This window comes from Ligilactobacillus sp. UO.C109, assembly GCF_026847815.1.
Lineage (GTDB): Bacteria > Bacillota > Bacilli > Lactobacillales > Lactobacillaceae > Ligilactobacillus > Ligilactobacillus salivarius.
In genome coordinates this window covers 121,828-139,818 of sequence record NZ_JAPSFH010000006.1, presented here as the reverse complement: position 1 = coordinate 139,818, position 17,991 = coordinate 121,828, and the positions used below count along the sequence as shown (strand labels likewise).

The 17,991-nt window shown below is 34.0% G+C and carries 12 protein-coding genes; 7 read left to right on the top strand and 5 right to left on the bottom strand.

Annotation, left to right across the window (positions count from 1 at the left end; genetic code table 11):
• Position 1: 1 nt before the first annotated feature.
• The 5 genes from thrB (at position 2) to OZJ21_RS02165 (ending at position 8,673) form a co-directional block, all read left to right on the top strand.
• Positions 2-880, top strand: a complete 879-nt coding sequence (thrB, locus tag OZJ21_RS02185; RefSeq protein WP_268857360.1) for a homoserine kinase — start codon at positions 2-4, stop codon at positions 878-880.
• Positions 881-957: 77 nt separating this feature from the next.
• Positions 958-3,867: an N-acetylmuramoyl-L-alanine amidase gene (locus OZJ21_RS02180; protein WP_268857359.1), complete on the top strand. Its 2,910-nt coding sequence runs from the start codon at positions 958-960 to the stop codon at positions 3,865-3,867.
• 130 nt (positions 3,868-3,997) lie between these two features.
• Entirely contained in the window at positions 3,998-6,976 is a 2,979-nt protein-coding gene (locus OZJ21_RS02175; protein WP_268857358.1) for a sulfatase-like hydrolase/transferase, read from the top strand.
• Between the two features lie 127 nt (positions 6,977-7,103).
• The gene (locus tag OZJ21_RS02170) at positions 7,104-7,322 is read left to right on the top strand and encodes a hypothetical protein (protein ID WP_003705415.1); all 219 of its coding nucleotides are present in this window, start codon (positions 7,104-7,106) and stop codon (positions 7,320-7,322) included.
• 136 nt (positions 7,323-7,458) lie between these two features.
• A complete protein-coding gene (locus OZJ21_RS02165; protein ID WP_003709586.1) occupies positions 7,459-8,673 on the top strand; it encodes an MFS transporter in 1,215 nt (404 codons plus the stop codon).
• A 47-nt stretch (positions 8,674-8,720) separates the two neighbouring features.
• Here the strand turns inward: OZJ21_RS02165 and treC are convergent, their stop codons facing one another.
• A complete protein-coding gene (treC, locus tag OZJ21_RS02160; RefSeq protein WP_268857357.1) occupies positions 8,721-10,382 on the bottom strand; it encodes an alpha,alpha-phosphotrehalase in 1,662 nt (553 codons plus the stop codon).
• 18 nt (positions 10,383-10,400) lie between these two features.
• Positions 10,401-11,114 (bottom strand): trehalose operon repressor, encoded by a 714-nt coding sequence (treR, locus tag OZJ21_RS02155; RefSeq protein ID WP_268857356.1) that lies wholly within the window; start codon positions 11,112-11,114, stop codon positions 10,401-10,403.
• Positions 11,115-11,325: 211 nt separating this feature from the next.
• Between treR and OZJ21_RS02150 the strand changes: the two genes are divergently transcribed.
• The gene (locus OZJ21_RS02150; protein ID WP_268857355.1) at positions 11,326-13,248 is read left to right on the top strand and encodes a glucose PTS transporter subunit IIA; all 1,923 of its coding nucleotides are present in this window, start codon (positions 11,326-11,328) and stop codon (positions 13,246-13,248) included.
• A gap of 52 nt (positions 13,249-13,300) precedes the next feature.
• On the opposite strand, the gene OZJ21_RS02145 is transcribed toward OZJ21_RS02150, so the two are convergent.
• Positions 13,301-13,891 carry a histidine phosphatase family protein gene (locus OZJ21_RS02145; RefSeq protein WP_268857354.1) on the bottom strand — a complete coding sequence of 197 codons (591 nt, stop codon included), beginning with the start codon at positions 13,889-13,891 and terminating at the stop codon, positions 13,301-13,303.
• 142 nt (positions 13,892-14,033) lie between these two features.
• Between OZJ21_RS02145 and OZJ21_RS02140 the strand changes: the two genes are divergently transcribed.
• The gene (locus OZJ21_RS02140) at positions 14,034-14,582 is read left to right on the top strand and encodes a cysteine hydrolase family protein (protein WP_268857353.1); all 549 of its coding nucleotides are present in this window, start codon (positions 14,034-14,036) and stop codon (positions 14,580-14,582) included.
• 59 nt (positions 14,583-14,641) lie between these two features.
• Here the strand turns inward: OZJ21_RS02140 and OZJ21_RS02135 are convergent, their stop codons facing one another.
• Together OZJ21_RS02135 and OZJ21_RS02130 are read right to left on the bottom strand one after the other, a co-directional pair.
• Positions 14,642-17,002: a phosphoketolase family protein gene (locus OZJ21_RS02135; protein ID WP_268857352.1), complete on the bottom strand. Its 2,361-nt coding sequence runs from the start codon at positions 17,000-17,002 to the stop codon at positions 14,642-14,644.
• Positions 17,003-17,161: 159 nt separating this feature from the next.
• Positions 17,162-17,887 (bottom strand): GntR family transcriptional regulator, encoded by a 726-nt coding sequence (locus OZJ21_RS02130; RefSeq protein ID WP_003703401.1) that lies wholly within the window; start codon positions 17,885-17,887, stop codon positions 17,162-17,164.
• Positions 17,888-17,991 lie beyond the last annotated feature (104 nt).

Sequence of the window (17,991 nt, the reverse complement as noted above, 5' to 3'; positions counted from 1 at the left end):
GGTGAGTGTAAAAATTATTGTACCAGCTACTAGTGCTAACATAGGTCCAGGATTTGATTCTTTAGGTTTAGCTGTAACTAGCTATTTAACAGTGACTGTTGTGGAAGAGAATGTAGACGCTTGGTATGTTGATCATAATTTAGGTGAAAAAATTCCACATGATGAAGAAAATTTAATTGTAAAGACAGCTTTAGAATTAGTACCAGATTTACAACCATTAGTAGTAAAAGTAGAATCTGATATTCCATTAACCCGAGGTTTAGGAAGTAGTTCTTCTGCTATCGTTGCAGGTTTGATGTTAGCAAATCATTTTGGAAACTTAAATCTATCAAAACAAGAATTAGTTCAAAGAGCGACTGAAATTGAAGGGCATCCAGATAATGTTGCACCAGCTATACTAGGTGATTTTGTCGTTGCTACATATTTGGATGGAGAAATAATGTATGAAAAAATAAGTTTCCCAGACGTAAGCTTGTTAGCGTATATTCCTGATTATTGGTTAGCTACTAAAAAGAGTAGAGGAGTATTACCAGCAAATTTGGATTTCAAAGATGCTGTTAGAGCTAATGCAATTGGCAATGCTTTGGTAGCGAAGATTGTATCAGGAAATAAAAAAGATATGGGAAAATTGATGGAAGCAGATCTCTTACACGAACCGTATCGTGATAAATTAGTTCCACATTTCTTAAAGTTAAGATATTTGGGACATGAGGTAGGAGCACTTGCTACATATTTAAGTGGAGCTGGTCCTACAACAATGACGCTAATTGAAAAAGACAAGGTTGATGAATTTATAAAAATTGCTCAAGAATCGGGCTTAAATGATGAATATCGTTTGCTTGAAGTTGATAGAGATGGTGCAAGGATTGAAGTGGAATAATTGCTTTAGAAAATCTTAAATTTGATAAAATATAGTGTTATAATTAGTGCGTATTCTATTAAAAGTGGGGTTATAAGATGGAACGTAAAACGCATTATAAGATGTATAAAGCAGGTAAAAATTGGGTCTTTGCGATGTTATCAACTATAGCTTTAACAGGTGTAATGGCGATGAGTGGTAATACTGCTAAAGCTGATACAGTTGCTCAAAGCACAACTGAACAAGTTGCCAAGGTAGATACAACAAGTGCAACTACAACTTCTACACAAGCTACAACTCAAGTAGAAAAAGCAACAAATGCTACAAATGAAAGTAATGCTGCTCAAACATCAGCAACTACTACAACAGAACAAAGTAGTTCAAATACTGATGCTACAAGTAGTAGCCAAAACAACAAGCAAGCAACTACAACATCAGTAGCTGTTTCTCAAAATACTTCAGTAGCTAATAAGGATCAAGCTAGTTCTACTCAAAGCTCAACTACACAAAAGAGCGAAGAACCTAAAGTAGAAACACCAGTAAATACTGCTGATAATGCTAGTCAAAAGTATATCAATGGTAATTGGTATTTAATAGATAATAGCACTGGTAAGAACTTAACTGGATTCCAAAAAATAGAAAATCAAGGTAAGACAGTATACTACAATGAAAAGGGTCAAATGCAACATGGTCAACAAGTAGTAAACAATCAGTGGTATCTATTTGATAAATATACTGGAGCAATGCAGACAGGTTTCCAAAATTTGACATCATATGGTCAAAATAAGGTAGTCTACTATAATAAAAAAGGTCAAATGCAACATGGTTTAACTAAAGTAAATCAAAAGACCTACTATTTAGATGAAGTAAGTGGAGAAGTACGTAAGGGCCAACAAGTAGTAGGCAATAATTGGTATTTATTTGATAAGAGTAGTGGTGTAATGCAAACAGGTTTCCAAAACCTAGCACCATATGGTCAAAATAAGGTAGTCTACTATGCAACAAATGGACAAATGCAACATGGTCAACAAGTAGTAAATAATCACTGGTATTTATTTGATAAAGTAACCGGAGCAATGCAAACAGGTTTCCAAAATCTAGCATCATATGGCCAAAATAAAGTAGTATATTATGCAACAAATGGACAAATGCAACATGGTCAAAAATACATTGATAAGCACTGGTATTTATTTGATAAGGTAACCGGAGCAATGCAAACAGGTTTCCAAAACCTAGCACCGTATGGTCAAAATAAAGTGGCATACTATGCATCGAATGGACAAATGCAATTCGGTCAAAAATATATTAATAAGCATTGGTATTTATTTGATAAAGCAACAGGTAAAATGGCAATAGGCTTTACTAATATTCCTGACCAAAATAAGACTGTTTACTATAGTGAAGATAAGTCTAAATTAGGTCAAATGGAATTTGGATGGCAAGATATCAACAGTGGTAGATACTATCTTGATAAAGTAACTGGTGCAGTTCAAAAAGGTCAAAAGTATATTAATGGACACTGGTACAATTTTGACAAAGTAACAGGTAAGATGTCAGTTGGTTTCACACATTTAACAGACTCAAATAAGGTAGTTTACTATAGTGAAGATAAGACTAAGTTAGGTCAAATGTTATATGGTTTTCAAACCATAAGTGGTAAAACTTATTATTTCGACAAAGTGCAAGGAACAGTAGCAACTGGTGAAAAGAAAATAGATAATCATATGTATCTATTTGATAGTAAAGGTGTAATGCAAGTAGGTTTCCACGATTTAGATGGTGGAAAGCGTACAGTTTACTACAGTGAAGCTAAAAGTAACTATGGTCAAATGGTGTATGGTAATCAAGTAATCAATGGTAAGAATTATTACTTCGATACAACAACTGGAGCAATGAGAAAAGGTACATTAGTTTTTGATAAAACAAATCATACTTTATCTTATGTAACTAGCGAAGGTTTAGTTGCTAAGAATATGAAGTACAAGATTAACAATGTTGAATATGTATTTAATGTTGCTGGTGTACTAGAGCACTTACAAGGTGAAGCTAATATTGCTGGAAACTGGTATTTGTTTGATAACAATAACCATGTATTAATTGGTTTCCAAACATTAAAAGATGGCCGCAAAGTATACTACAGTCCAAATAATGCACAAATGCAATATGGTCAACAAAATATTGACGGACATTGGTACTTATTTGATAAAGTTAATGGATCTATGCAAACAGGTTTCAAAGATTTAACTCCATACGGTCAAAATAAGACAGTATACTATGCTTCAAATGGTCAAATGCAATACGGTAAACAAAATATTGATGGACATTGGTATTTATTTAATACTTTTGATGGTGCAATGTACAAAGGTTGGTTAATGTCAGGTAATGACTGGTATTACTACAACCAACAAAATGGACAGTTACAAACAGGTAGTGCTGTAATTAACGGTGTTGGTTATAACTTTGATGGCAACGGTAAACAAATTTTGAACTACTCCATCGACTATAGATATGCATTGCCAGCAGGTAAGGGCGATGATGAAACAGCTGCTAACAACTACATTATTTTGCATGACGTTGGTGTAGAGTCAGGTGCTGCTACTAATGCTAGATACTTCCATGACACAGTAGATACAAATGAATCATATGTAACATTTGTTGTTGGTGATGGTGGTAAAGTTTACCAAGTTGGTAGACCTGGACAAGTATCTTGGGGTGCTGGTAGAGTTGCTAACCACAATGCCCCAGTTCAAATTGAACTTGGCAGAACATATAATTCTGGTCAATTCTGGCAAGACTATGTAACATATGTCAGAGTAGCTCGTGATATGGCTGGTAAGTATGGTATACCTTTGACATTAGATGCAGGTGGTGCTGGAACTAGGGGTATCAAGAGTCATTACTGGGTAACAAAGAATATCTGGGGAGACCATGTTGATCCATACGGATATCTAAGTCGCTTTGGTGTTACACAAGCTAAGTTAGCACATGATTTATTGTATGGTGTGTAAAAATAAAAGTTAATTAAAATTTGAGGATGACTAAAAGTTGTCCTCATTTTTTATATAAAAAAGAGATTTAATCAAGTGTTATAATTTGATAGAATGTGTTAGTAAATGATTGATTAGGAAGGTTATAAAAGTGAATAAAGAGAGAAAAAATATAGGATTAGCTATATTGCTTATATTCAGTTCTTTATTAGTATGTTTAGATCGAATATTTTGGCAATCCAATCCAGATATCTTAATAAATGATAAGGTTAACTTGCAACAATCTTTATTGCAAATATATCATGCAACTACTTTGATAGGAGTTGATATTTTTGCTATAACACTAGGATTTTTATTGCAAGGTAATGAAGATAAATCTTGGAGTAGTTCTATAAAATATTGGTTATATACTATTTTTGTAGGAACATTAGGATTAATAATATTAACGTTATTTGGTAGAGAATTTTCAATAGTGGACTTATACAATATGTTATTCCCATTTGTTCGCAATACTTATGGTGTATTATCAGGTATAGTACTAGGAATGTTGACGTTACCTTTATTTAATAAAGGAGTTAAGAAGTATGCAAATATAATAAAGTTAAGTTTACTATTGGTAATAATAGCTCCTACTATTTTCAATAAAGATATTTTTGGATTTGCTAATGGGACAGTTTTTGGATACATTCTGGTTAACTTGGGATTTTATGGAAATTATATCAAGTCAAAATTAAATGTAAAAAAAGTAGTAACAAGGATAATTTTATTACTTTTGACAAATATTATTGTAGTATCACTTATGCCTGAATTTAGTAAAGCTGTACATAATGATCTGTCAACTGCTGGACGTTTTACTAACTCAGCTTCAGCGTTATTAATTCTATTAGCCTTTTACGTTGTTTTGTTAGTGTCGAAGATAAAAGTAAACGTAAAAAATGGTTATGTAGATTTCATAATCTATACAGCATGGGCTTTACTAGTAATTAGTAATAATCAAACTCTTTTGAATAAGTTAATCGAATATAATCGCAAAACTGCACAAAGCGTAACTAGATGGATTTTGGCCAAAGATATTAAAGAGATATTATGGTTAATGTTAATTGTAATCCTTTCTAACTTTATAATATTAGGAATTTGTAAATTAATTGGAATATCACGAAAGATTTCAAATTTTTATGACATCAGAGCAGATGAGGAACTTTCTCAATTCTTTTATAGAATTACTAATGGAATAAAAAGTTGGCTAAAAGTACATCGAGTGTACCTAGCAACAATTGCTTTGGGATATTTTTTAGCAATCTTTTCATTTTTAATGATGAATACAAAATGGACTGTAGCACCCAATGTTGACGTAAAATATAACATCTTCACATATACAATTGGTGTAAGACAGGCAATGGTTCTTGTAAATACAATAATATTTTTGCTGTTTTTGAAATTTATCTTCAGTCTGACAAATAGGTATTGGTTTTCAACAATTGTGGCTAGTTTACTGTGGATAATATGGGTAGTAGCTAATCGAATCAAAATAGGTATTCGTAATGAACCGATTTTGCCATCTGAACTATCAATGATTAAAGCTTGGAGAAGCTTATTAGGAATGGTAGATGGTTGGATATTACTTTTAGTTGTTGCAGTAATTGCTATAACGATTCCAATAATCTACTTCTTAGAAAAGAAATATAGGTTACCTAGGCAAAAATGGTATAGTCGAGTAGTTTGGTTAATAGTAATTCCAGTAATTTTTAGTAGTGTTACTTACCTGAATCATGAAAAATCTGTAATTCATATAATTTATGGAGGAATAGGTAACGATCCTACTTTTTATAATCAATTAGCAGGTGCACAAAAAAATGGACCGACTCAACAATTTTTAAACAACATAGATGTTGAGGTTATGAAAAAGCCTAGTGGATATTCTAAAGAAAGGATGCAGCAATTAAAGGATAAGTATAAAAAAGTTGCGGCAGATATCAATAAAGATAGAGTAAATAATTTCAAAGATCAAGTTGTTATCTTTAATTTAAGTGAAAGTTTTTCTGATCCTAATCGAGTTCCAGGAATACAATTAAGTAATGATCCAATCCCATATATTCGTCAATTAAAACAAAAGACGACTTCAGGCACCATGATAAGTGCGGGTTATGGTGGTGGAACTGCCAATATGGAATATATGTCATTAACAGGACTTGATTTGAGTAACTTTTCGCCTACATTACCAACACCATATACACAGTTGGTAACACATAGAAAATATAATCCTAATATTGCACAATCCTTCCCAGAAGCAGTTGCTATCCATCCTTACCAAGGCGTTTATTATAGTAGAACAGAAGTGTATAAACGTTTTGGATTCGATAGATTCTATTATCTAGGGAGCAAATACAAAATAAAATACAAGAAGAAAATAGATAGAAGTCCATATTTATCAGATGAAACTGCATATAAGAATGCATTGGATCAGGTGAAACAAGCTAATAATGGTGAATTTATAAACTTAGTAACCATGCAAAATCATTTCCCTTATGATCGCAATTACTATAATAATTCAGATAGGTACACTCCAGTAGGCGAAGGAATTGATGATTATACTAGAAATGCGGTTCAAGACTTTTCTACAGGATTAAGTTATACAGACACAGCTGTGAAAGACTTTATCAGTGAAATTGATAAATTAGATAAGCCTGTAACACTTGTATTTTATGGGGATCATCTTCCAGGAATTTATGGCGGAGTAGATATGACTAAATATGGAATTCAATTACACTCAACGGATTACTTTATTTATTCAAATAAGTATGCACGAGAACATGGTGCTAGAAATTTAGTCAGCAAGACTGAATATGTAGGACCAAATGACTTTATTGCATTAATGGCAAAACAAACTAACTCAAAAGTAAATGCTTATCAAGCTTTATTAACAGAAGTTCAAGAAAAACTGCCAGTAGCAACGCTTAATACGCAAAAGTCGACTGTTAATAGTTATAATACACATACGGAATTCGTAGATAATAATGGAAAAATTGTAAAATATAAATCATTATCGAAGAAACAAAAGCAATTGTGGGAAGACTACAAGCTATTACAATACGATATAACTGCTGGAAAAAATTATTGGAAGAATAATTAATTTTTGAACGAGTGGATTTTTAATCTGCTCGTTCTTTTTAATTTACTTTAATAATTTAATCGGTTAAGATATGTTAAAATTAACTATAGGATAGTTAGACGCTTTATTGTATAAAGGAATGACATATATGAACAATCAGGAAAAGATAGAAATTTTAAAAAAGGATATTAAGTATAGAAGAGTAACAATTATAATTCAAATGATATTTGGACTGATATGTATCAGAATGCTTCAACATGGCTACGACACTATGATTGCGGTCATAGCTGCATTTGAAATTACGCTATGCTTGAGTGACTTCAATAGAATTAGAAGAAATAGTAAAGAACTAAAGAAATTACAGTAAGTAAAATGATGGACACAAGTTGTTCATCATTTTTTTGTATGGGCGAAAATTTTTAAAGAATAGTTAAGAAATCGGTGCTATAATGATAACCATATTGAGTAAAACATAAGAGAGTAGCATTGGAGATGACGTGCAGGTGAAAGTTAATGAATACCCTAAAACTTGGAAAAGAACATTTATATCATTATGGTTAGGCTGTTTTATTACTGGACTAGGATTTTCCATGACCATGCCATTTATGCCACTGTTCATGGAAACTTTAGGTAATTTTTCGACTTGGCAACTAAATTTATATTCTGGTTTAGCTTTTTCGATGACATATTTATCACAAGCAATTGTATCACCATATTGGGGAAGTTTGGCAGATCGTAAGGGTCGTAAATTAATGTGTATGCGTGCTTCAGGTGTTATGGCTTTTACGATTTTCCTAACAGGATTAGCCCAAGGTGTTTGGGTGATTATTTTCCTTCGTTTCTTACAAGGAGCATTTTCTGGTTATATAAATAATGCGACTGCATTTATCGCTGGTGAAACTCCACGTGCTAAAACGGGGTCCGCAATGGCAAATATGATGACTGCTAGTGTTTCTGGAAATTTACTGGGACCTATTTTTGGTGGCGCAATTGCTGGATCATTTGGCTATCGAGTACCATTCTTTATTACAGGTTTTATGATGTTAGTTGCGTTTTTCTTAACCTGGGTAAACACCAAAGAACACTTTAAACCAGTAGCTAAGCGTGAAATGAAGCCTATGAAAGAAATTTTTTCTCAAATTTCAAATACTAAATTGATAATTTCAATGTTTATAACAACTTTGATTATTAACGCTTCTTTGATGTCAATCTCACCAATTATTAGTTTGTTGGTTAAAAGATTGATGCATGGACAAGGTAATATTTCTTTAGTTAGTGGGATTGTTGCGGCAGCTCCAGGTTTTGGAACGTTATTAGTCGCAAATAAATTAGGACACAAGATGGACGAAATAGGGCCAGAAAAAGTATTGATAACGGGATTAGTTGTAGAAGTACTATTATTTATCCCTATGTCTTTGGTAACATCGCCATGGCTACTAGCTGTATTACGTTTCTTCATAGGAATTGCGGATGCAGCTTTATTACCAGCTGTACAGACAATTTTATCAGTTGATGTACCACCAGCAGCATTTGGTAGAATATTTAGTTATAACCAATCTTTCCAAGCTAGTGGTGGGGTAATTGGACCATTGCTAGGATCATTCGTATCTAGTTTGTTTGGTTATCAAGCAGTCTTTTTATTCACAGCTTTGATGTTAGGATTTAATTTCATTCTAGTAATTTGGTCACAAAATAAACGAATTTTAGTAAAGAAATAGCATTTATCACGGTAGAAATACCGTAATAAATGCTATTTTTTATATGCTTAAATTTTAATTGCTAAAGATTCATAAGGTTGTAGTGTAATTTGTTTTGCAGTCTTTTGAATCTCATTGTGGTAATTATCGACAAGCGTTGTGCAGTCCTTATCTTGATATTCAGCTGGCAAATCAACTGTAACTTCATTGCCATAGAAGTTATTAAAGACAACTAATTTTTTATTAGAATCATCTAAATAACGTTCATAAGCAAAGACTTGCTTATTATCTGGTAATAATTCTTTAAAGTGTCCAGCATAGATAAGAGGCTCTGTTTTTCTTAATTTAATCAATTTTTGATAATGATTAAAGATTTCTCCACCAGCTAATTCCTTTTCTACGTTAATTTCATCTTGATCAGTAGGCATTAACCAAGGTTTTGTTTCACTAAAGCCAGCATATTTACTATCATCCCAATGCATAGGAACACGAGAATTATCCCGTGATTTAGAAACAACAATTTCAAAAGCACGATCTTTATCTACACCCTTATCAAGTAACATTTGGTATCCATTCAAAGCTTCTACATCAACATAATCGTCAATGGATTTATAATGAGGATCTATCATGCCTAATTCTTCACCCATGTAGATATAAGGGGTGCCACGAAGTAAATGAAGTGAAGTAGCTAGCATTTCAGCTGATTTTTCACGGTAATTTACAGGATCACCAAAACGGTTCAAGGCCCAAGGTTGATCGTGGTTGTTCCAGAATAATGCGTTCCAACCATTGCCTTTATCTATTTCTGTTTGCCAAGTAGATAATAAGGATTTTAATTCCATGAAGTTAAAGGGAACTTTACTCCATTTTTCGCCATTATCGTAGTCTACTTTTAAATGATGGAAAGTAAATACCATGGATAGCTCATGTTCGTCTGGATTTGTATATTCAATGGAGTTAGGAATAGTTGTTGATGACATTTCCCCAACCGTTACAATCTCAGGATCTGTTCCAAAAGTATTACGATTAAGTTCCTTAATATATTTATGGACAATTGGAGTATCAGTATATAGAGGTTTTTCATGATCTGGATCTATAGAATCTACTAAGACTTCATCTTTTCCAATTACATTAAGTACGTCGAATCTAAATCCAGCAACACCTTTTTCTTTCCAGAAGTTAACAATTTTGGCAGCTTCAGCACGTACATCTGGATTATGCCAGTCTAAATCTGCCTGAGTCTTATCATATAAATGAAGATAGTATAAATCTGTATCACCAAATTTTTCCCATGCAGGACCACCAAATTTAGATTGCCAATTAGTAGGTAAAGAACCATCAGTTTTAGCTGGGCGAAGATAGAAGTATTTTTGATATTTTTCATCGCCAGCCAAAGCTTTTTGGAACCATTCATGTTCAGTGGAGCAATGATTTAATACCATATCCAACATTACACCAATGTTAGCTTCTTTTAGTTTAGCTACCATTTCTTCAAAATCTTCCATAGTACCAAAACGTTCATCTATCTTATAGTAATCAGCAATATCATATCCATTATCATTTTGCGGAGAAACATAAAAAGGATTGAACCAAATCATATCAATATTAAGTTTCTTCAAATAGTCAATCTTAGCAATAATTCCTTTCAAATCTCCAAAACCATCATTATTAGAATCGTAAAATGACTTAGGATAAATTTGATAAATTACTTTTTGTCCGAGTTTCGTCATGTTTAGCTACCTCTTTTCTTAGATTTTTTTTCTACGAGCAAAGTCAATAAATTTAAATTTGTCAGGGCGATGATAGGAAGATGTTAGTTGGAATAGTGTAGTGTCGTCTAAATAAGAAAGACTTCTGACTATAACAACGAGTTTATCATCATCCAGTTGCAACTTTTCAGCGATGTCATCTGCGGCTTTTTCAACCGTAATAGCTTTAGTAGCATAGGATACTTTTAAATGTAATTCTTTTTCTAAATATTCATAAATAGAGTCTTCAGCTACACCAGCTGGCAAAGAAGAAACTGGAGGTGTAAGTAGATAATCTTGATCTAACACTACAGGTAGGTCGTCGATAGTACGAAGACGTTCAACGAAGATCGCCTGTTGATTATCGATATTAATGTCCATAAATCTTTTAGGAGCTAGTGTATTGGCTTGTTTTAATACAGTTGTTTTAGCGTGCATATTCAAAGATTTATTTAATTCCTTGAAACTTGTAATACCGGAGATAGGGAAAGTAAATTTTTGAATATCCAAAACGACAGAACCTTTACCACGTATTTTTTGAATAAGGCCTAATTCATTTAAATGATTAAGAGCTTTACGAATAGTTTCGCGAGAAGTTCCATAAAGTTCGCAAAGTTGATGTTCACTTGGGAGATAATCTCCTTCTTTATATTGATGATATTTAATTTTTGAAGCGATGTCTTGCGCAATCATATCATGTTTACTTTGAACCAATTTGCATCCCTCCAATTAAGTTAAGTAAATTTCAAAATCATTATAACAATTAATAGATGTATATACAATATATATTCATTTTTTTTGTGAAGATATATTAACTTTTTATCAATATTTGTAAACAATTTCATATTTTTGATTGACAACTTGTATATACAAGTGATACTATGATTACGAAAAGGGAAAGAAAAGGTTTACAGGAGGGGAAAACATGGCTAAGAAAGTAAAAATTGTTTCTCCAGCAGCAGGTAAAGTATTAGCGCTTAGTGCAACTAATGATGAAGTTTTCTCCACAGGTATGATGGGAGAAGGCTTTGGTTTAGAACCCGTTAGTGAACAAGTTGTTGCACCAGTGTCAGGTAAGATAACTATGGTAGCCGATTCTAAACATGCGGTAGGTATTACTACTAAAGAAGGTTTAGAAGTTTTGGTACATATGGGTATCGATACTGTAGGCTTGAATGGCGAACCTTTTGATTTAGCCATTCAAGATGGACAAGAAGTTAAAGCAGGTCAAGCATTAGCTACAATGTCCCTAGAAAATATTAAACTAGCTGGCTTAGAAACAACAATCATGGTAATTATAACTAACTCCAGCGATAAATTGGAAGGGCTTGATATTGAAGAAGGTGAAGTTGAAGCTGGTAAAGAAGTTGCAACTGCCTACGTTAAAGCAGCTACCAAGAAAAATGGCAAGTTAGATTATGATACTTTGGCAGATGTAATTATTGATAATGTCGGTGGACAAGAAAATGTAAATAGCTTAGTTCATTGTATCACTCGTCTTCGTTTCAACTTAAAAGATGAAGGTAAAGCTCATGATGATGTCTTGAAAGATACAGACGGAGTAATTGATGTTTTACATGCATCTGGTCAATATCAAGTTGTTATCGGAAATGAAGTGACTAACGTTTTTGATGCAGTTATGAAGAAAATGCCAAATCTAGCTGACGCACCAGCAGAAGATACAGCTCCTGTTGATGATGGTAGAAATCCTGTTAGTCGTGCATTTGGTAATTTAATTGGTGTTATTACTGGTTCCATGAGTCCAGTAGTTGGGGTAATCGCAGCATCTGGTATTATTAAAGGTCTTTTAGCATTATTAACTTTACCTCAATTAGGAGCATTGCTTGATGCCAAGAGTACAGCATACATTACTGTTAGTGCAATGGCAGACTCTGCTTTCTACTTCTTACCAGTCTTGGTAGGATTTGCGGCAGCTAAGCGTTTAGGTGGCGATCCAATTGTAGCCGCAGTTATTGGTGGGGTACTAACATATCCACAATTAGTAACTTGGGGTAAAGCATTTAAAGGTATGTTTACAATCTTTGGAATTAACTTCCAATTCTTAAACTACACATACTCCATTTTCCCAATGATTTTAGCTGCATGGATGGCTAAGAAGTTAGGTGACTGGTTGAAGAAAGTTCTCCCTAGTTACTTACAAATGATTTTCAATCCATTAATTACAGTATTAGTTGTTTCAACAATTACTTTAGTTGTTACAGGTCCAATTATTCAAGGTGTTGCTAACGGTATCGCTGACTTCATTAACTGGTTAGTACATTCTTCCGGTTGGGTAGGCGGCTTGGTAATTGGTGGTTTCTATCAATTACTAGTTATCTTCGGTTTACACTGGGGCGTTGTGCCATTGGTTGCTCAACAAATCGCAGGTTCGGGCGAAAGTGCTTTGAACGCTATTATTTCTGTAACAATGGTTTCTCAAGGTGCAGCTGTTTTAGCAGTAGCTATCAAGTCCAAGAAGAATGACATGAAGTCATTAGGTATCGCTGCAGCAATCTCCGCATTCTGTGGGGTTACAGAACCAGCTATCTACGGTATCAACTTACGTTATCGTAAAGTATTTATTTCCGGTTTAATCGGATCTGCTGTAGGTGGTTTTGTCACAGGTTTAATGCACGGTTCCATGTTTGGATTTACAGGATCTCTAATCGGTTTCTCCTCATTCTTTGATTTGAAACATCCTAGTGATTTAAATAGTTTCTATGCATTCTTAATCTCAAGTGCTTTGGCTTTAGTAGTAAGTTTTGTAGTAACTTGGGTATGGGGATACAGTGACGACATGGCAATGGGTAAGAAAGTTGAAAAGAAGAAACGCCCAGGAACAGTTTAATAATAAAATAAAGGTACCATTTCCTAGCAAAAAGGAGATGGTACCTTATTTTTTAGCGATTGAAGTAAATAACAGTTTTAGTATCTTTAGTCATTTTAACCTTAGTAATACCAGCATTTGTAGGTTCGCTAATATTAACTAGATTACCGATATAGAGAATATAATCTAAGATTAATTTGATGGTGAAACCATGGCTAACGACTAGCACAGAGTCATCAGGGTGTCGAGCGATAACTTCATCGAAGAAGGATTCTAAACGTGATTTTACTTCTAAATATGTATCACCTTTTGAATCCACCCAAGAATTAGGAAGCAAATTGTGATGTTCATCGAAATATTGGGGATACTTTTGCCAAATATCAGCTTCAATTTCGCCATCCCAAGTGCCATAATCATATTCTTTTAGGCGAGGGTCAAAAGTAATAGTTTTATCGCTACCACCGATGATTGTGGCAGTTTGAGCAGCTCGTAAAAGCGGACTAGCATAGATAGCGTCAAAATTGTCAGTTCCAAGTTTGGAAAGTGTAACTTGAGCTTGAGAGCGTCCAAGTTCAGTTAGTGGAGTGTCAATTTGGCTACCTTGAAGAATTCCTTTAGCATTAGCTTCACTTTGTCCGTGACGGATAATATAAAATGTTGTCATAATTGCACACCTCTAGCGTAATTTTCTTTAGTTTAAAGGTTTTCAAAAATTAATTCAAGAAAATAAAATTAATATTGCTAAATTATTTAAAAGTGATACAGTAGGTAGAAAAGACAACTAGTCGAAGAAAAGAGTGGTATAAATGACAAAGGCATTGTTGATTATTGATTATACTAATGATTTCGTGGATGATAAGGGAGCTTTAACTTGTGGTAAGCCGGCTCAAGAGTTGGAAGACTACATTGTTAAAACAGCTCAAGATTTTTATAGCAATGGTGATTATGTAATTCTACCAACAGATACGCATTTTGAAAATGACGTATTTCACCCAGAACATAAATTGTTCCCACCACATAATATAGCAGGGACTTGGGGACAAAAGTTGTATGGAAAATTAGATGAATGGTATCAAGAACATCAAGCAGACGAAAAGGTATATCAATTTGCGAAGAATCGCTACTCTGCCTTTCAAAATACTAATCTAGATAATTTCTTGCGTGAAAGAGGAATTAAAGATCTATATTTAGTAGGAGTTTGTACCGATATTTGTGTCTTACATACAGCAATTGGTGGCTACAATTTGAATTATCAATTAACAATTCTAAAAGATGGAGTAGCTACTTTTACAAATAATGGACAAGAATGGGCTCTAGAACATTTTAAGAATAGTTTAGGAGCAAAAGTTGAATAGAATACAAAAGAAGAGCCGAGAAATTAATCTCGACTCTTTTTAATTATTCAATTGATTTATTAATCAAGAGGTTTCCATTCCCAGTTTTCAACTTCTGGTAAATCAGTACCTTCATCACGAATGTATTGATGATGCTTAGCAACTTTAGCATCCATTTCAGCAACAAGTTGACCATACTTGTCAGCATCTGGAAGAGAAAGTGCAACAGATTTTACAAGATCGAAACGATCCATTTGGCTTAGCACACGCATATCGAATGGAGTTGTGATATCACCATTTTCACGATAGCCGTGGAAAGCAACGTTATGATTGTGACGGTAGTAGAAGATGTCACGCAATAGGCCTTCATAACCATGGAAAGCAAAGATAACGGGCTTGTCTTTTGTAAAGTAAGCATCAAATTCATCATCGCTTAAGCCACGAGGATCTACCTTAGGACTACGTAACTTCAAGATATCAACAACATTGATGAAGCGAATCTTCAAGTCAGGTAATTTTTCATGCAAGATAGAAATTGCAGCTAAAGCTTCTAAGTTTGGTTCTGTACCAGCAGCAGCGATAACTACGTCTGGTTCAGCATTCTTATCAGTTGAAGCCCAATCAATAATCTTCAAACCTTTATCAACTAATTCCTTAGCTTCTGCAACTGAGTAGAATTGTTGACGTGGGTGCTTAGAAGCAACAATCAAGTTAATCTTATCGCGATCATTAATAGTCTTGTCGAATACAGCCAATAATGAGTTAGCATCTGCAGGTAAGTATTCACGAATATATTCAGGTTTCTTATCAGCTAAGTGACCTAAAATACCAGGATCTTGGTGTGTGTAACCATTGTGATCTTGTTGGAATACAGTAGATGTAGCAATAACATTCAATGATGGAATTGATGTACGCCAAGGTTGTTCAGTTGCTTTACGTAACCACTTGAAGTGTTGTGTCAACATAGAGTCAACTACACGCAAGAATGATTCATAACTTGCAAAGAAACCATGACGACCAGTCAAAACATATCCTTCTAAGAAACCTTCAGCTTGATGTTCTGATAATTGAGAATCAATAACTTGACCCGATGGAGCTAAGTATTGATCGTTAGGTTCCTTAATTTCAGCTAACCATTGACGCTTAGTTACGTCAAAGATAGGTGCTAGACGGTTAGACATTGTTTCGTCAGGACCAAAAACACGATAGTTATGACGGTTATCAGAAAGTACTTTTTCAAGGTATTTACCTAAAACAGTCATATCTTGAGCAACTTCTTTACCTGGAACAGATGTATCAACAGCAAAATCACGGAAATCAGGTTTGATAACTTCTCTGATTAATTTACCAGGGTTAGTGTGAGGGTTAGCAGCCATACGCTTGTCGCCCTTAGGTGTAATTTCAGCAATTTCAGCTTTCAACTTACCATTTTCATCGAACAATTCTTCAGGTTTATAACTTTCAAGCCAGTCAACCAAAGCATCAGCATGTTGCATATCATTTTGATCAACAGGAATTGGAATTTGATGGGCACGGAATGAATTTTCAATTGGTTCGCCATCCCATTCTTTAGGACCAGTCCAACCTTTAGGGGCACGGAAGATAATAACAGGCCATGCTGGAAGGCTAGGATCGTTATTTTCACGAGCATTCTTTTGGATAGCCTTGATTTCTTCAATTGCTTCATCCATTGCTTTAGCCATTGCAGGATGCATCAACTTAGGATCATCGCCTTCAACAAAGATTGGATGCCATCCCATTCCTTCAAAGTACTTAGTTAAAGTTTCGTCACTTTCACGAGAAAGAATAGTAGGGTTAGAGATCTTAAATCCGTTAAGATCTAAGATTGGCAGAACAGCACCATCATGAATAGGATTAATAAATTTATTAGATTGCCATGAAGCAGCTAAAGGACCAGTTTCAGCTTCACCGTCCCCAACAACTGCTGCAACAATTAAATCCGGATTATCTAACACTGCACCAACAGAATGAGAAATAGAGTAACCTAATTCGCCACCTTCATGAATAGAACCTGGTGTTTCAGGAGCAGCATGAGAAGCTACACCACCTGGGAAGGAGAAACGTTTAAATAGACGCTTCATACCTTGTTCATCTTGAGAAATTTCAGGATAAATTTCAGAGTAAGAACCATCAAGATATGAGTTAGAAACCATAACTTGACCACCATGACCAGGGCCTTCAACATAGAACATATTCAAGTCATATTTGTTGATGACACGGTTCAAATGGGCATAAATGAAGTTTTGGCCAGCGATAGTTCCCCAGTGACCAATTGGTTTAACCTTAACGTCTTCTGCCTTTAAAGGACGACGAAGTAAAGGATTATCTTTTAAGTATAATTGACCAACTGAAACATAGTTAGCAGCACGCCAATAAGCATCTAATTTATCTAAGTATTCTTGAGATGAATAATCTGTCATGAGTGTACCCTCCTAATTAATAAATCTGTTTTTTCTTTAATAATTAACTTTACAAGTAAATAATAACGCTTTTTTATTAAATGTCAACCATTTTTAAAATTGGAACGTACCAATTTTAAAAAACATTAAGAAAAAAACTCTCAGTGCAAAACATGAGAGTTAATCTAGGTTGATAAAAGTATTGAATTTAAGGTATTTAAAATGTAGTCGCATTTGTGAAAATTCAAATGGAGTACCGTTATCCAAGAAGAAGATACCTTCCATCACACTGACAGGTTCATTTTCTTTAAGCTTGAGTAAATTTTGATCTTCTGAAGTTGAAGGCTCAGCATAAATCGACATGAATGATTTGCTGGCAGTTTGGTTAAGTTCAGATTGAATGTAAGCAAAGATCGAACTTTCAAGCTGAGTACGACTAAGTTTAGGTAAAATTTTAATAGGAATATATCCTGTTTCAATCATAAAAGGTTCATCTTCAAAAAGACGAAGACGAATAATCTTATACACAAAATCTTCAGGGGATAAGAATAAATCTCTTTGTAACTCTGAAGTTGGTTTGATTACTTGGAAATCTAAAATTTTGGTTTGAGGTTTCTTTCCTTTTAATCTGAAATTATCGGAAATCCCTAAGTTAGATCCTTCCTCATAATTAAAAATAGATTCATTTTTTAAGTACAAGGGATTAATAAAAGTACCTGATCCACGTTTTTTGAAAATAATACCTTCGTTAGACATTTTGTTAAGAGCACGTTTGACCGAACTACGACTAACATTGTATTGTTCAGCTAATGAACGTTCATCTGGTAATTTCATATCAGTAAACTTACCAGCAAATATTTTTTCTTTTAAATCACTGATAATATTTTTATAGACTAATTCAGCCATTTTCTCCCCACTTTCTATCATAAAAGACAAGTCTTATACAATAAAGTAAAGCACAATTGTAAAAAAACGACAAGTAGTGACACACAGTAACAAAAGAAGGTGGT